Source organism: Amycolatopsis sp. lyj-346 (assembly GCF_046548975.1).
Taxonomy (GTDB): domain Bacteria; phylum Actinomycetota; class Actinomycetes; order Mycobacteriales; family Pseudonocardiaceae; genus Amycolatopsis.
On sequence record NZ_JAJPWT010000004.1, the window covers coordinates 63,172 to 77,510 of the forward strand.

The following is a 14,339-nucleotide window of genomic DNA, read 5'->3' on the forward strand; positions in this document are numbered from 1 at the left end:
TGTAACGTGTTCCATAGGACGAGTCTCCAGTTGAGAGCCGCTTTCGGCCACGATAGACGAGAACGTGTTTCAGTTCTAGGGTGGTGACCATGGACGCACTCGTCGCGGACGTGGTCATCGTGGGGTTCGGGGCGGCCGGCGCCTGTGCCGCCCTCGAAGCGGCCGACGCGGGCGCCGACGTGGTCATCGTCGAGCGCTTCGCCGGCGGAGGAGCCAGCGCGGTCAGCGGTGGCGTCGTCTACGCCGGCGGGGGGACCGGCCAGCAGCTCGACGCGGGCGTCGACGACTCCGTCGACGCGATGTACGCCTACCTGAGGCTGGAAACCGGGGAGGTCGTCTCGGAGCGGACGCTGCGGCGGTTCTGCGAGGGCAGCCGCGAGATGATCACCTGGCTGGAGGGCAACGGCGTGCCGTTCGAAGGCAGCCTCTGCCCGTACAAGACGTCGTACCCGAGCGACGAGCACTACCTCTACTACTCCGGCAGCGAGGCGGCCGGAGGCTTCCGCGACGCCGCGAAGCCGGCTCCGCGCGGCCACCGCGTCAAGGGGCCGGGGACCTCGGGCAAGATGCTGATGGCGCGGCTCAAGGCGGCCGTGCGGGCCCGCGGCATCCGCGTGCTGACGCAGACGACCGCCCGCACCCTGATCCGCGACGACGCCGGCCGCGTCACCGGGCTCGTCGTCGACACCCTGGCCGACGCTCCCGCGGCGGTGCGCGCACGGCACCAGCGCTTCGCGCAATACGCGGCGAAGCCCGGGATCTACGTACCGTCCCTGCGCAAGTCACTGCACCGCCGGGTCGAGCGCTTCGAACGGGCGCACGGCCGTGAGCTGCGGATTTCCGCCCGGCGCGGGGTCGTGCTCGCCGCCGGTGGTTTCATCGCCGACCGCGAGATGGTGCGCGAACACGCGCCGGCCTACCGCGGCGGGCTGCCGCTCGGCACGTCCGCCGACGACGGTTCGGGCATCCGGATGGGTGTCGAGGCCGGCGGCGCGACCGGCGAGCTGGGCCGGATTTCCGCGTGGCGGTTCGTCACCCCGCCCAGCGCGTTCCTCGGCGGGATCATCGTCGACGCCGGGGGCCGGCGGGTCATCGACGAGTCCCGCTACGGTGCCGCGGTCGGCGAGAAGCTCATCGAGGAGCACGAGAGCAAGGGCTGGCTGCTCGTCGACGCGCCGATCGTGGCCGAAGCGCGCCGGGACGGCCGCAAGCAAAGCCAGTGGTTCCAGTGGCTCCAGCTGCGGTACCTGCTGCGCCGCGGCCGGGTCGTCGGGGCGACGGTCGAAGAGGTGGCGCGCAAGGCCGGCGTCGATCCGCAGGGGCTGCGCGCGAGCGTCGAGGCCTACCACGGCGACCGGGACCCCGCCGGCAAGCCGACGGAGTTCGTGCGGCGCCTGGACAACCCGCCGTACTCGCTCATCGACATCTCGGTGCGGCCGAACCTCGGGTACCCGACGCCGATGCTCACGCTCGGCGGCCTGGTCGTCGACGAGGACACCGGCGCGGTGCGGAGCACGGCGGGGGCGCCGATCCCGGGGCTGTACGCCGCCGGTCGCACGGCCGTGGGAATCTGTTCCAGGTCCTACGTGAGCGGCCTGTCGCTGGCCGACTGCGTGTTTTCCGGCCGCAGAGCGGGGATCAACAGTGCCTTGGCGCAGGGCGTTCTCGACAAAAACGAGAACGTGTTCTAGTCTTCTCGGGAAGTGGAAACGAGAGAGGTGCGCATGAGCGAGCAGGTGATCGCCGGGGTCCGGGACCTCCTGCCGGTCCTGCGGGAACGGGCCCAGGACACCGAGGACGCGCGCTGCGTCCCCGAGGAGTCCGTCAAGGCCCTGCAGGAGACCGGGTTCTTCAAGCTGCTGCAGCCGAAGCTCCACGGGGGCCTCGAAGCCGACCCGGTGAGCTTCTACACCGCGGTCAAGCTGATCGCGAGCGCGTGCGGGTCCACCGGCTGGGTCGCCTCCATCCTCGGCGTCCACCCGTGGCACGTGGCCCTGTTCGACGCGCAGGCGCAGCAGGAGGTCTGGGGCGAGGACCAGGACGTGCGGATCTCCTCGTCGTACGCGCCGATGGGCAAGGCCGAGGTCGTCGAGGGCGGCTACCGCCTCTCAGGCCGCTGGAGCTTCTCCTCCGGCTGCGACCACTGCACGTGGGTGCTGCTCGGGGGACCCGCGTTCAAGGATGGCAAGCCGGTCGACTTCTGCACCTACCTGCTGCCCATCGCCGACTACTCCATCGTGGACGTCTGGGACACGATCGGCCTGCGCGGCACCGGCTCGAACGACGTCGTCGTCGAGGACGTGTTCGTGCCGCGGCACCGGGCGCTGAGCTTCATCGCGACGTCGAAGTGCAAGGTGCCGGGCCAGGCCGTCAACCCCGGTCCGCTGTACCGGCTCCCGTACGGCTCGGTGCACCCGACGACGATCACCGCGCCGATCATCGGCATGGCGCAGGGTGCCTACGACGCGCACGTCGAGCACCAGCGCAAGCGCGTGCGGGCCGCGTACGCCGGTGAGCAGTCCAAAGAGGACCCGTTCACGAAGGTGCGGATCGCCGAGGCGGCCAGCGAAATCGACGCCGCCTGGCTGCAGCTGACCCGCAACATCGAGGAGCTGTACGAACTCGCCAAGCGGGAGGAACGGCTGCCGTCGGACCTGCGGCTGCGCGTCCGGCGCGACCAGGTGCGCGGCACCGAACGCGCGATCACCGCGATCGACCGGCTCTTCGAGAACTCCGGCGGCCGGGCGATCCAGCGCGGCACGCCGATCCAGCGCTTCTGGCGCGACGCGCACGCGGGCCGCGTCCACGCGGCCAACGACGCCGAGCGCGCCTACGTCATGTTCGGCACCGGTGCCTTCGGGCTCCCCGTCGAGAACGCGATGTACTGATGGCCGCGCCCGAAGGAAAGTACGTCCAGGCGGGCTCGCTCAAGCTGCACTACCACGAAGCCGGCGCGGAGCACGCCGAGACCGTGATCCTGCTGCACGGCGGCGGGCCCGGCGCGTCGGCGTGGAGCAACTTCGGCCGCAACCTGCCGGAATTCGCCAAGCACTACCGGACGATCGCCGTCGACCAGCCCGGCTTCGGGCGGTCGGACAAGCCGGCCGAGCACCCGCAGTACTTCCGCCACAGCGCCGACGCCGTCGTGGGCCTGATGGACGCGCTCGGCATCGAGCGCGCCCACTTCGTCGGCAACTCCCTCGGCGGCGGCGCCGCGGTCCGGCTCGCGCTGAACCACGGGAAGCGCGCCGGGCGGCTGGTCCTGATGGGGCCGGGCGGGCTGAGCGTCAACCTGTTCGCACCCGACCCGACCGAAGGCGTCAAGAACCTCGGGCGGTTCGCGGCCAAGCCGTCGCGCGAGCGCATGGCAGCCTTCTTGCGCATCATGGTCCACGACCAGGCACTCGTCACCGACGAGCTGATCGACGAACGCTTCGCCGCCGCGAACACCCCGGAGTCCCTGGCCGCGATGCGCGCGATGGGGATGTCGTTCGCGCAGCCGGACACCTACGAAGAAGGCATGCTCTGGCGTGAAGCCCACCGCCTCCGCCAGCGCGTGCTCCTGATCTGGGGACGCGAGGACCGCGTCAACCCCCTGGACGGCGCCTTGCTGGCACTGAAGACGATTCCGCGCGCGCAGCTGCACGTGTTCGGCGGCTGCGGGCACTGGGCCCAGCTGGAGAAGTTCGACGAGTTCAACCGGCTGGCCCTCGACTTCCTCGGGAGTTCCTGATGGGCATCCGGTCTCTGGGCTACCTCCGCATCGAAGCCACCGACATGGCGGCGTGGCGCGAGTACGGGCTCAAGGTGCTCGGCATGGTGGAGGGCAAGGGCGAAAACCCCGACGCGCTGTACCTGCGCATGGACGACTTCCCGGCGCGGCTGGTCATCTCGCCCGGTGCCGCCGACCGGCTGGCCGTCACCGGCTGGGAGGTCGCTCACGCGGGCGAGCTGGCCGAGCTGCGGTCCCGGTTGGACAGTGCGTCGGTGCCGTACAAGGAGGGCACGCCGGAGGAACTGGCCGACCGCCGCGTCGACGAGCTGATCAGCTTCGACGACCCGTCCGGCAACACCCAGGAGGTGTTCCACGGCGTCGCGCTGCAGCACCGGCGGGTGGTGAGCCCGTACGGGCACAGGTTCGTCACCGGGGAGCAGGGCCTCGGCCACGTCGTCTTGTCCACGAAGGACGACGAGGCGTCGCTGCGCTTCTACCGCGACGTCCTCGGCTTCCGGCTGCGCGACTCGATGCGCCTGCCGCCGCAGATGGTCGGCCGGCCCGCCGACGGGCCACCCGCGTGGCTGCGGTTCTTCGGCTGCAACCCGCGTCACCACAGCCTGGCGTTCCTGCCGATGCCGACGCCGAGCGGGATCGTGCACCTGATGGTCGAGGTGGAGAACACCGACGACGTCGGCCTCTGCCTCGACCGCGCGATCCGGCGGAAGGTGCCGATGTCGGCCACCCTCGGCCGGCACGTCAACGACCTGATGCTGTCGTTCTACATGAAGACCCCGGGCGGCTTCGACGTCGAGTTCGGCTGCGAAGGGCGGCAGGTCGACGACGACAACTGGATCGCGCGCGAGAGCACCGCGGTCTCGCTGTGGGGCCACGACTTCTCGGTCGGCGCGCGGCCTCCGGGCGCATGACGTCCGTGGCGGTCGACCAGACCGGGTTCCGCAGCGTGCTCGGGCACTTCTGCACGGGCGTCACGGTCGTCACCGGCCGCGACGGCGACACCCTCGCCGGGTTCGCCTGCCAGTCGTTCGCGGCGCTGTCGCTCGACCCGCCGCTGGTGCTGTTCTGCCCGGCCCGGACGTCGCGGACGTGGCCGGTGCTGGCCGCGGCGGGCCGGTTCGCGGTCAACGTGCTGGCCGAGGACCAGCAGGAGGTCAGCGCGGTGTTCGGCGCCCGCGGCGAGGACAAGTTCGCCCGGTTCGGCTGGACACCCGCGCCGTCCGGCGCGCCCCTGCTCGACGGCGCGCTGACCTGGATCGACTGCGCCTTGGAGGCCGTCCACGAGGCGGGTGACCACTACGTCGTCATCGGCCGGGTGACCGCGCTGGGTGCGCCGTCCGAGGCCCGCCCGCTGCTGTTCCACCGCGGCCGGTACGCGGTCACCGAGCCGGTCCGGGACCCGCTTGCGGCCCTGATGCCCTGGCCCCGCCCCGACGACTGGCTGTAACCACCCTTCGCGCCGGGTTGGCGCGACCGGGTGGTTGTGCACGGGTTCACAGGTGGGCCGCGTCCCATTCGCGAGAGAAGCCGAGCCCCGGCGCGCACACTGTTACCGAGAAGACACCTTCCCGGGAGGAGTGAGCTGCGCATGCGTGGGCCCAGCGGACGGATCGCCCGGTTCGGCCGGCGGGTGCACCCCGGCCGCAACCCACTGGCCCGGACGGGCGACCGCGTCGAAGCCCTCCTGCTGCTCCTGGCCATCGCCGGCGCGTTCCTCGCGATCCCGTTCGCGGCGGCGTTCGGCTCCGAGACGTACGCGGCGCAGACGGCCCGCGCGGCGCAGGAGCGCGCCACCCGTCACCCGGCCACGGCGGTCTCGCTCGCGGCGGCGGCCGGCCAGCCGTACAGCACCGACGGCGCCGGCGCCCCGGCCGCCCAGGCCACGGTCCCGGCGGCCTGGTTCGACGCCCGCGCCGCCCGCCACACCGGCGAAGTCCTCGCCGACCCGGGCACCCCGGCGGGCACCCGCGTGCCGATCTGGCTGGACCAGCACGGCGAGCTGGCGGGCGAGCCCCTGTCGACGTCCACCTCGGCGGCGGACGGCGTGTTCGCGGCCCTCCTGCTGTGGACCGCGATCACCGGCGCCTTGGCGGGCATGTACGGCATCGCCCGCTTCGCGCTGACCCGCCTCCACGCGGCGGCGTGGGACCGAGCCTGGTCCGAAGCCCGCCACGACAGCCGGTTCTGACCCCACTTCCAGCCGTACGGCACGCCGTGCCGGAACGGTCGACACGCGTGATCCGAGGGTCGACACCCGTGATTGACGCGTCGACACGGCGGTGCGGGGCCGTGTCGTCGCCAGGATCACGCGTGTCGGCTTCCTGATCACGCGTGTCGGCTCCGGGATCACAGTGCCTGCCACCAGCCGTCGACCGGTGGGGGTGCGGTGGCGTCGATGCGCTCGCCCGGGCGGGGGATCGCCAGCGGGAGGTCGGCCTCCTTGGCCTCGGTCCACACGCGGTCGGCCGGCTCGCCCCACGGGTGCATGGCCAGCTGGAACGTCGCCCAGTGCACCGGGACCAGCAGCTTCGCCCGGACGTCGAGGCCCGCCGCGACGCCTTCCTCCGGGGTCATGTGGATGTCCGGCCAGTGCGGGGCGTACGCGCCGATCTGGATCAGGGCCGCGTCGAACGGGCCGTGCTCCGCGCCGATCGCCGCGAACCCGGCGAAATAACCCGTGTCGCCGCTGTAGAACACGCGGTGCTCCGGGCCCAGCAGCGCCCACGACGTCCACAGCGTGTCGTCGTTCGTGATGCCGCGGCCGGAGAAGTGCTGGGCCGGCGTCGCCACGAAACGGACGTCCGCCACCGTCGCCTCTTCGTGCCAGTCGAGTTCGATGATCCGCGCCGCCGGGACGTGCCAGCGTTCCAGGTGCGCCCCCACCCCGAGCGGCACGAGGAAGGGTGCGTCGGAGGAGCGGACCAGCTCACGGACCGTGGCCAGGTCGAGGTGGTCGTAGTGGTCGTGCGAGATCACCACGGCGTCGATCCGGCCGAGCCCGGACAGCGGCACCGGCGGCCCGTGCAGCCGCCGCGGGCCGGCGAACGCCGCGGGGGAGACGCGGTCGCTCCACACGGGGTCGAGCAGCACGCGGGCGCCGTCGAGCTCGACCAGCGTGGACGCGTGGCCGTACCAGGTCAGGTGCAGGCCGTCCGCCGAGAGCACCGGCTCCGCCGCGACCAGCGGCACCGCACCGGCCGGTTTGCGCAGCTCGCGGTGTTCGCCGAAGAACATCTCGCGGAAGATGGTGCGCATCGCCGCCGCGGTCATCGGGTGCCGCGGCGCGACGTTGCGGAACACCTTGCCGTCGAACTGCGGCGAGGAGCGGACCCGCTCGGCCCGGGCGCCGGTGGCCTTCCCGCCGAACGCCGCCGGCAGGTCCCGCAGGGCCGCGATCTTCTTCCTCATGCCCCGAGTCTACGAACGCTTCCTGAGAGGGGCCCCAGCTTCATGCAGGTGGGTGAGGGCCTGCCGGTAGGACTCGGCCAGGCTCGTCTGCAGGTAGGGGATGCCCAGCTCGGCGCAGTAGGCCTGGACGATCGGCTGCGCCCGCCGCAGGTGCGGCGACGGCATGCTCGGGAACAGGTGGTGCTCGATCTGGTAGTTGAGCCCGCCGAGCGCGACGTCGGTGACGACGCCGCCGCGGACGTTGCGCGAGGTCAGCACCTGCTTGCGGAGGAAGTCGAGCTCGGTGCGCCCGGTCAGCGTCGGCATGCCCTTGTGGTTGGGCGCGAAGATCGATCCCATGTAGACACCCCACAGTCCCTGGTGGACGGCGAAGAACAGCAGCGCCATCCCCGGGCTCAGCACCGTCAGCAGCGCGCTGAAGTAGAGGACGAAGTGCGCGGCGAGCAACGCGGCTTCGAGGCCACGCCGCCGCAGCCCCGGCCTGCGGACCGCGCGAATGCCGGACCAGTGCAGGTTCAGCCCTTCGAGGGTGAGCAGCGGGAAGAACAGGAAGGCCTGGTACCGCCCGATGAACCGGGGCACCCCGCCGCTGGCGCGGGCCTGGTCCTTCGACCAGACGAGGATGTCCGGGTCGACGTCGGGATCGAGCTCTTCGTGGTTGGGGTTGGCGTGGTGGCGGGTGTGCTTGTCCATCCACCAGCCGTAGCTCATCCCGATGCCGAGGTTCCCGGCGAGCATCCCGGCGATTTCGGTGGGCCGCCGTCGCCGGAACACCTGCTTGTGCGCGAGATCGTGGGAGAGCAACGCGATCTGCCCGAACAGCACCGCCATGAAGACGGCGACGGCGAGCTGCCACCAGGAGTTCCCCAGCAGGGCGAAGGCCACCCAGCCGGCGCCGAACAACCCGGCGACGACGGCGATCCGGGCGGTGTAGTAGCCGGGACGGCGGTTCATCAGTCCGGCGGCGGAGACGCGGTGGCTCAGCCGGGCGAAGTCGCTCCCGGCGAGGTTCTCAGTGGTCGTCACCCACCCGAGTCTTCGGCACCGCCGCCCCTCCCGGAATCCTGCGCACCCCAGCCGCTTTGCGGGGGCCAGCCCTACCAAGCGCCCCAATGTGGCCTTCGGTGCGTTCAACGCACCCAAGGTGGCCTTCGGTGCGTTGAACGCAACCAAGGCCACATTGGGGCGCTTTGGGTCAGGAGGCGATGTACTCGGCGAGGTGCTTGCCCGTCAGCGTCTTCTTCCGCGCCTTCACCAGCTCCGCCGGCGTGCCCTCGAACACGATCCGCCCGCCGTCGTGACCCGCGCCCGGGCCGAGGTCGATGAGCCAGTCCGCGTGGGCCATCACCGCCTGGTGGTGCTCGATGACGATCACCGACTTGCCCGCGTCCACCAGGCGGTCCAGCAGGCCCAGCAGCTGCTCGACGTCCGCCAGGTGCAGGCCCGCCGTCGGCTCGTCGAGGACGTACACCCCGCCCTGCTCGGCCATGTGCGTCGCCAGCTTGATCCGCTGCCGCTCGCCGCCCGACAGCGTCGTCAAGGGCTGGCCGAGGGTCAGGTAGCCGAGGCCGACGTCGGACAGGTGCGTCAGGATCTTGTACGCCGCCGGCAGCGCGGCGTCGCCGGAAGCGAAGAACTCGCGTGCCTCGGTCACCGGCATCCCGAGCACCTCGCTGATGTCGCGGCCGCCGAAGGTGTACTCCAGCACCTCGGCGTTGAACCGCTTGCCCTCGCACACCTCGCACGGCGTCGCGGTGCCGGCCATGATCCCCAGGTCCGTGTAGACCACGCCCGCGCCGTTGCAGTTCGGGCACGCGCCTTCGGAGTTGGCGCTGAACAGGGCCGGCTTCACGCCGTTGGCCTTGGCGAACGCCTTGCGGATCGGCTCCAGCAGACCGGTGTACGTCGCCGGGTTGCTCCGGCGCGAGCCGCGGATGCCGGTCTGGTCGACCGTCACCACGCCCTCGCCGCCGGACACCGAGCCGTGGATCAGCGAGCTCTTGCCCGACCCCGCGACCCCGGTGACGACCACCAGCACGCCGAGCGGGATGTCGACGTCGACGTCCTGCAGGTTGTGCGTCGAAGCGCCGCGGACCTCCAGGACCCCCGAGGGCGTGCGCACCGACGGCTTCAGCGACGCGCGGTCGTCCAGGTGCCGCCCGGTCAGCGTGCCACTGGAGCGCAGACCGTCCACAGTGCCCTCGAAGACGATCTCGCCGCCCTCGGTGCCGGCGCGCGGCCCGAGGTCGACGACGTGGTCGGCGATCGTGATCGCCTCCGGCTTGTGCTCGACGACCAGCACCGTGTTGCCCTTGTCCCGCAGCTGCAGCAGCAGGTCGTTCATCCGCCGGATGTCGTGCGGGTGCAGGCCGATCGTCGGCTCGTCGAAGACGTAGGTGACGTCGGTGAGCGACGACCCGAGGTGGCGGATCATCTTGGTGCGCTGGGCTTCCCCGCCCGAGAGCGTCCCGGAAGGACGGTCGAGCGAGAGGTAGCCGAGGCCGATCTCGACGAACGAGTGGAGCGTGTGCTTCAGCGCGTCCAGCAGCGGCGCCACCGACGGCTCGGACAGCTTCGCCACCCACGCGGCGAGGTCGCTGATCTGCATCGCGCACGCGTCGGCGATGCTGATCCCCCCGATCTTCGACGACCGCGCCTCGGCGGAAAGCCGCGTGCCGTCGCAGTCCGGGCAGGTCTGGAACGTCACCGCCCGCTCGACGAACGCGCGGATGTGCGGCTGCATCGAGTCGACGTCCTTGGACAGCATCGACTTCTGGATCGCCGGCACGAGCCCGGAGTAGGTCAGGTTGATGCCGTCGACCTTGATCTTCGTCGGTTCCTTGTAGACCAGGTCGTCGAACTGCTTCTTGGTGTACTTCTTGATCGGCTTGTCCGGGTCGAAGAAGCCGGAGCCGCGGAAGATGCGGCCGTACCAGCCCTCCATGCTGTAGCCCGGGATCGTGATCGCACCCTCGTTGAGCGACTTGTTCTCGTCGAACAGCGCGGTCAGGTCGATGTCGTTGACCTTGCCGCGGCCCTCGCAGCGCGGGCACATGCCGCCGGTGATGCTGAAGCTGCGCCGCTCCTTGATCTGCCGGCCGCCCTTTTCGACGGTGACCGCGCCGGCGCCGCTGATCGACGCCACGTTGAACGAGAACGCCTGCGGTGAGCCGATGTGCGGGGTCCCGAGCCTGCTGAACAGGATGCGCAGCATCGCGTTGGCGTCGGTGGCGGTGCCGACGGTGGAGTGCGGGTTGGCCCCCATCCGCTCCTGGTCGACGATGATCGCGGTGGTGATCCCGTCGAGGACGTCGACGTCGGGTCTCGCCAGCGTCGGCATGAACCCCTGCACGAAGGTGCTGTAGGTCTCGTTGATCAGCCGCTGCGACTCGGCGGCGATGGTGCTGAACACCAGGGAGCTCTTGCCCGAGCCGGAGACCCCGGTGAACACCGTCAGCCGCCGCTTGGGCAGCTCGACGCTGACGTCCTTGAGGTTGTTCACGCGCGCGCCGTGGACGCGGATCAGGTCGTGGCTGTCGGCCGCGTGCGGTGCGTTCTTCCTCGTGGGCTTGCTCATCGGGGTCTCCAGCGTTCGTTCGGGTCAGCGCGGCTGTTGGATGCGGACGAGGTTTCCGGCGGGGTCGCGGAAGGAGCAGTCGCGGATGCCCCACGGCTGGTCGGTCGGTTCCTGGACGACCTCGGCGTCGCCGGCCTGCACCCGCTCGAAGGTGCCGTCCAGGTCGTCGGTGGCCAGGTTGACCGCGGCGAAGGTGCCCTTGGCCATCATTTCCGTGATGGTCCGGCGTTCCTCGTCGGACAGGTCCGCGTACGCGGCGCCCGCCGGCTGCAGCACGAGCGACGTGTCGGGCTGGCCGGGCAGGCCGATCGTGAGCCAGTGCCGGCCGCCGTGGTCGACGTCGTTGCGCACCTCGAAACCGAGGGTGTCGCGGTAGAAGGCCAGCGAAGCCTCGTGGTCGTGGTGGGGGAGGAAGGTCTGGTGAATGGTGAGGTTCATGGGAATCACGCTACTTTCGGGCCCGCGGCCGGAGCTTCTCGATTCCTGATCGCTTCGGCGGCTCGCCGGTAATCGTGCGGCGAAAGGCCGTAGGCGTCCCGGAACCGGCGGACGAACTGCGCGGCGGGCAAGTCCACTGTGCACGCCAGCGCCTCGATGTCCAGCGGTCGCGCGCATTCGGTGTCGATCCGGTCGCGGACGCGGCGCAGCAGCACCAGTTCGCGCAGGTGGTTCTGCGCGGCGACCTTCAGGCCGAGGCACATGTCGGATTTCCTTCCGGAATGCGCCCGAGCACCGCTCGGGGGCCGGGTGGCGGAGCTTTCGGGCCGGGGCAGCGGCCACCGGTCAGCGCAGCTCCTGGATGCGCAGGAGGTTGCCCGCCGGGTCGCGGAACGAGCAGTCGCGGATGCCGTAGGGCTGGTCGACCGGCTCCTGGACGACCTCGGCGTTCCCGGCTTCGAGCTTCGCGAAGAGCGCGTCGAGGTCCTTGGTGGCGAGGTTGACGCTGGCGTAGGTGCCCTTGGCCATCATCTCGTTGATCATGCGGCGCTCGTCGTCGGTCAGGCCGGGCGTCGCGGCCACCGGCGTCAGCACGATCGCGGTGTCCGGCTGGTTCGGTGGGCCGACGGTGATCCAGTGCAGGTCGCCGTACTTGACGTTCTGGCGGACCTCGAAGCCGAGGAGGTCGCGGTAGAACGCGAGCGAGGCTTCCGGGTCGGTGTGGGGCAGGAAGCTCGAGTGAATGGTGACGTCCATGGTGGTCACCCTAGGTGGCCGCCGATGGCCGCGCTTCTCGATTCCTGATCGGCCTGGTGACCTGCTTGGCGACGCACGGCGGCATCCCGACGGTGGCCTCGGCCTGCTGTTCGCGGTAGACGCTCGGGGGCATGCCGACCAGCTCGGCGAACCGCGTGCTGAAGGTGCCCAGCGACGAGAAGCCGACGGTGAAGCAGACCTCGGTGACGCTCAGTTCCCCCTTGCGCAGCAGGGCCATCGCCCGCTCGATCCGCCGCGTCATGAGGTACGAATACGGTGACTCTCCGTACGCTCGCCGGAACTGCCGGCTGAGGTGCCCGGCCGACATGTTCACGCCACGGGCCAGCGCGTCGACGTCGAGGGGCTGGGCGTACTCGCGGTCGATCCGGTCCCGGACCCGGCGCAGCAGCGCGAGGTCGCGCAGGTACTGAGCCGTGGCGGCGGTGCTGGTCACCCCTGGATCCTGCCATACGAGACGGCGCCGGTAACCGGTTTCGCGGGGCCCGGACGTCCTGAACGACTCTTTCATGACGGCAGGCACATCGGCCGTACACCGGTGCGCCGGGAGAAGGCCACCCCGGGGGCGTCGGGTTCCCTCGGGATGGCCTTCTCCCGGCCCGCCGGGCGCTCGGGTCCACCCCGTTTCGGGAGTCCGGACGCGAGGCGGGCAGGGGGGACGCTGGGGCCGGCCACCACACCGCCCAGCCGCGGAGGGGGTGTGGTGGCCGGCGAGGGACGGAGGCCGCCGCGCGCAGCTCCGTCCCGGCTTCTACCTCCCCATCGGGATGGCCATGGTCGGCAGTGCCGCCCCGGGCTGCGCGGCGAACGCCGTGGTGGGCGGGGCCTGCGCGGGGAACGCCGTCGTCGGGATGTCGTTGGCGAACTCGCTTTCGAACTCGCGCTCGAAGGCCTGGTGGTCGAAGCCGCTGTCGAACTCCGGCGGCACCTCGGCCGCCAGCGCCGCCAGCGACGGTTCGACCGTGGGCACCTGGGGGACTTCCGCGGCGGGCGCGGGCTCCGGCTCGGGCACGTAGTCGGGCGCGGGCAGCCGGCGGTTCAGTTCGGCCATCCAGTCGAGCATCGCCCGTGGCTTGTCCCAGCAGGAGATGCCGACGAGCTGCCCGTCGCGGACGAAGCCGGTGATGCCGTCGGCCAGCGACACGGTGTCCTCGGCCAGCGACGGCATCCCGCACATCTGCAGACGCGTGTCGTACAGCGTCGACCAGGCGCGGGGGAGCGGGGTGAACGGCACGGCGCTGGAGTGGCCCATCAGCAGGTTGTCCGCCGCGTGCCGGGCCGACTCGACGGCGTTGATCCAGTGCTCGACCCGCCGCGGGGTCTCGTCGAAGCGCAGGTTCGGCCAGCGCGCGATGTCGCCGGCGATGACGACGTCGGAGGCGCCCTCGGCGAACAGCTTGGAGTCGCAGAGGACGCCGTCGCTGATGTCGAGGCCGGAGCCGCGCATCCAGTCCACCGACGGGACGCTGCCGATGGCGAGCACGACGACGCTGGCGACCAGCAGCTGGTTGTTCGTCAGGTGCAGCCCGACGGTGTCCTTCGTGCTGATCCAGTGCCGGACTTCGCTCCGCATGGCCAGGTTCGCGCGGTGCTCGTGGTGCGCCTCGACGACGCCGCTGGAGACGCGGTCGCCGAAGCGGTGCAGCGGCGCCTTCGCGTGCCCGATCAGGGTGACGTCCCGGCCGATGTGCCGCATGCTCGCGGCGAACTCGTTGCCGATCAGGCCGGCGCCGATCACGACGGCCGGCTTCTTGCTGGCGTTGAGGCAGCGCCGCACCGCCATCGAATCCTCGACCGTGCGCAGGATCCGCACCCGCGGGTCGTGCCGCGGCGCCCCGGGCAGGTGCCGCGGGTAGACGCCGGTGGCGGCGATCAGGCCGTCGTACCAGAGGGACTCGCCGCCGGGCAGGTGCACGACCCGCTCGGTGGTGTCCAGGTGCGTGACCCGCGCGCCGAGCCGCCAGTGCACGTCGAGGTCCGGCAGGTAGTGCGAAAGGCCCACGTCGCTGGGCCGTTCGGTCCCCATCACCAGCGCCTTGGAGACCATCGGCCGGTGGTAGGGCCGCCGGGCCTCGTCGCCGATCAGGACGATCTCTCCGTCGAACTTCTGTTCCCTCAGGCGTTCCGCGGCACGCAGCCCGGCGACGCCCGCACCGACGATGACGATCCGGTCGCCGTCAGCCATCGAGGTCCCCTCTCATCACGACCGCCTGCATCGGGCAGCAGCGGGCGGCCATCTTCGCCTGTTCAATGGTGGTTTCGTCGAGCAGCCTCGTGTGGAAGCGCAGGCGGCCGTCCTGGCCGAGGTCGAACACGTCCGGCGCCTCCATGGCGCAGATGCCGTAGAGCTCGCACCGGTCGTTGTCGACGCTGATCCGGGGACCGCCGCCGGGCAAACGGAAGGGCATT

At 71.1% G+C, this 14,339-nt stretch carries 15 protein-coding genes; 6 read left to right on the forward strand and 9 right to left on the reverse strand.

Annotated features, from left to right (window positions below; genetic code table 11):
- Positions 1-89 precede the first annotated feature (89 nt).
- The 6 genes from ACLJQE_RS15270 to ACLJQE_RS15295 all read left to right on the forward strand — a co-directional run bounded on the left by ACLJQE_RS15270 (position 90) and on the right by ACLJQE_RS15295 (position 5,921).
- On the forward strand, positions 90-1,691 hold the full coding sequence (locus ACLJQE_RS15270) for an FAD-binding protein (RefSeq protein ID WP_410639865.1): 1,602 nt from the start codon (positions 90-92) through the stop codon (positions 1,689-1,691).
- Positions 1,692-1,724: 33 nt separating this feature from the next.
- Positions 1,725-2,888: a 3-hydroxy-9,10-secoandrosta-1,3,5(10)-triene-9,17-dione monooxygenase oxygenase subunit gene (hsaA, locus tag ACLJQE_RS15275; RefSeq protein ID WP_410639866.1), complete on the forward strand. Its 1,164-nt coding sequence runs from the start codon at positions 1,725-1,727 to the stop codon at positions 2,886-2,888.
- Positions 2,888-3,733 carry a 4,5:9,10-diseco-3-hydroxy-5,9,17-trioxoandrosta-1(10),2-diene-4-oate hydrolase gene (hsaD, locus tag ACLJQE_RS15280; RefSeq protein ID WP_410639867.1) on the forward strand — a complete coding sequence of 282 codons (846 nt, stop codon included), beginning with the start codon at positions 2,888-2,890 and terminating at the stop codon, positions 3,731-3,733. The genes hsaA and hsaD overlap by 1 nt, the downstream gene beginning before the upstream one ends.
- Positions 3,733-4,644 (forward strand): iron-dependent extradiol dioxygenase HsaC, encoded by a 912-nt coding sequence (gene hsaC, locus ACLJQE_RS15285; RefSeq protein ID WP_410639868.1) that lies wholly within the window; start codon positions 3,733-3,735, stop codon positions 4,642-4,644. The genes hsaD and hsaC overlap by 1 nt, the downstream gene beginning before the upstream one ends.
- Positions 4,641-5,180 carry a 3-hydroxy-9,10-secoandrosta-1,3,5(10)-triene-9,17-dione monooxygenase reductase subunit gene (hsaB, locus tag ACLJQE_RS15290; protein WP_410639869.1) on the forward strand — a complete coding sequence of 180 codons (540 nt, stop codon included), beginning with the start codon at positions 4,641-4,643 and terminating at the stop codon, positions 5,178-5,180. Before hsaC ends, hsaB begins: the two co-directional genes overlap by 4 nt.
- Before the next feature lie 141 nt (positions 5,181-5,321).
- On the forward strand, positions 5,322-5,921 hold the full coding sequence (locus tag ACLJQE_RS15295; protein ID WP_410639870.1) for a hypothetical protein: 600 nt from the start codon (positions 5,322-5,324) through the stop codon (positions 5,919-5,921).
- A 158-nt stretch (positions 5,922-6,079) separates the two neighbouring features.
- On the opposite strand, the gene ACLJQE_RS15300 is transcribed toward ACLJQE_RS15295, so the two are convergent.
- The 9 genes from ACLJQE_RS15300 to ACLJQE_RS15340 form a co-directional block, all read right to left on the reverse strand.
- Complete coding sequence (locus ACLJQE_RS15300) at positions 6,080-7,141, reverse strand: MBL fold metallo-hydrolase (RefSeq protein WP_410639871.1); 1,062 nt, start codon at positions 7,139-7,141, stop codon at positions 6,080-6,082.
- Between the two features lie 9 nt (positions 7,142-7,150).
- Positions 7,151-8,167 carry a fatty acid desaturase family protein gene (locus ACLJQE_RS15305; RefSeq protein WP_410639872.1) on the reverse strand — a complete coding sequence of 339 codons (1,017 nt, stop codon included), beginning with the start codon at positions 8,165-8,167 and terminating at the stop codon, positions 7,151-7,153.
- 169 nt (positions 8,168-8,336) lie between these two features.
- The gene (locus ACLJQE_RS15310) at positions 8,337-10,718 is read right to left on the reverse strand and encodes an ATP-binding cassette domain-containing protein (protein ID WP_410639873.1); all 2,382 of its coding nucleotides are present in this window, start codon (positions 10,716-10,718) and stop codon (positions 8,337-8,339) included.
- Between the two features lie 24 nt (positions 10,719-10,742).
- Positions 10,743-11,156: a VOC family protein gene (locus ACLJQE_RS15315; protein WP_410639874.1), complete on the reverse strand. Its 414-nt coding sequence runs from the start codon at positions 11,154-11,156 to the stop codon at positions 10,743-10,745.
- Between the two features lie 5 nt (positions 11,157-11,161).
- The gene (locus tag ACLJQE_RS15320) at positions 11,162-11,419 is read right to left on the reverse strand and encodes an AraC family transcriptional regulator (RefSeq protein WP_410639875.1); all 258 of its coding nucleotides are present in this window, start codon (positions 11,417-11,419) and stop codon (positions 11,162-11,164) included.
- An 82-nt stretch (positions 11,420-11,501) separates the two neighbouring features.
- Positions 11,502-11,912 (reverse strand): VOC family protein, encoded by a 411-nt coding sequence (locus tag ACLJQE_RS15325; RefSeq protein WP_410639876.1) that lies wholly within the window; start codon positions 11,910-11,912, stop codon positions 11,502-11,504.
- 10 nt (positions 11,913-11,922) lie between these two features.
- Complete coding sequence (locus tag ACLJQE_RS15330) at positions 11,923-12,366, reverse strand: helix-turn-helix transcriptional regulator (protein ID WP_410639877.1); 444 nt, start codon at positions 12,364-12,366, stop codon at positions 11,923-11,925.
- Between the two features lie 315 nt (positions 12,367-12,681).
- The gene (locus tag ACLJQE_RS15335) at positions 12,682-14,115 is read right to left on the reverse strand and encodes an NAD(P)/FAD-dependent oxidoreductase (protein ID WP_410639878.1); all 1,434 of its coding nucleotides are present in this window, start codon (positions 14,113-14,115) and stop codon (positions 12,682-12,684) included.
- Positions 14,108-14,338 carry a ferredoxin gene (locus ACLJQE_RS15340; protein ID WP_013224408.1) on the reverse strand — a complete coding sequence of 77 codons (231 nt, stop codon included), beginning with the start codon at positions 14,336-14,338 and terminating at the stop codon, positions 14,108-14,110. The genes ACLJQE_RS15335 and ACLJQE_RS15340 overlap by 8 nt, the downstream gene beginning before the upstream one ends.
- Position 14,339: the final 1 nt, after the last annotated feature.

What these genes read in the sequence shown, in the direction of transcription:
- ACLJQE_RS15270 (WP_410639865.1), top strand. Translation starts at nt 90, where the DNA reads ATGGACGCACTCGTCGCGGACGTGGTCATCGTGGGGTTCGGGGCGGCC.
- hsaA (WP_410639866.1), top strand. Translation starts at nt 1,725, where the DNA reads ATGAGCGAGCAGGTGATCGCCGGGGTCCGGGACCTCCTGCCGGTCCTG.
- hsaD (WP_410639867.1), top strand. Translation starts at nt 2,888, where the DNA reads ATGGCCGCGCCCGAAGGAAAGTACGTCCAGGCGGGCTCGCTCAAGCTG.
- hsaC (WP_410639868.1), top strand. Translation starts at nt 3,733, where the DNA reads ATGGGCATCCGGTCTCTGGGCTACCTCCGCATCGAAGCCACCGACATG.
- hsaB (WP_410639869.1), top strand. Translation starts at nt 4,641, where the DNA reads ATGACGTCCGTGGCGGTCGACCAGACCGGGTTCCGCAGCGTGCTCGGG.
- ACLJQE_RS15295 (WP_410639870.1), top strand. Translation starts at nt 5,322, where the DNA reads ATGCGTGGGCCCAGCGGACGGATCGCCCGGTTCGGCCGGCGGGTGCAC.
- ACLJQE_RS15300 (WP_410639871.1), bottom strand. Translation starts at nt 7,141, where the DNA reads ATGAGGAAGAAGATCGCGGCCCTGCGGGACCTGCCGGCGGCGTTCGGC.
- ACLJQE_RS15310 (WP_410639873.1), bottom strand. Translation starts at nt 10,718, where the DNA reads ATGAGCAAGCCCACGAGGAAGAACGCACCGCACGCGGCCGACAGCCAC.
- ACLJQE_RS15315 (WP_410639874.1), bottom strand. Translation starts at nt 11,156, where the DNA reads ATGAACCTCACCATTCACCAGACCTTCCTCCCCCACCACGACCACGAG.
- ACLJQE_RS15320 (WP_410639875.1), bottom strand. Translation starts at nt 11,419, where the DNA reads ATGTGCCTCGGCCTGAAGGTCGCCGCGCAGAACCACCTGCGCGAACTG.
- ACLJQE_RS15325 (WP_410639876.1), bottom strand. Translation starts at nt 11,912, where the DNA reads ATGGACGTCACCATTCACTCGAGCTTCCTGCCCCACACCGACCCGGAA.
- ACLJQE_RS15335 (WP_410639878.1), bottom strand. Translation starts at nt 14,115, where the DNA reads ATGGCTGACGGCGACCGGATCGTCATCGTCGGTGCGGGCGTCGCCGGG.
- ACLJQE_RS15340 (WP_013224408.1), bottom strand. Translation starts at nt 14,338, where the DNA reads ATGCCCTTCCGTTTGCCCGGCGGCGGTCCCCGGATCAGCGTCGACAAC.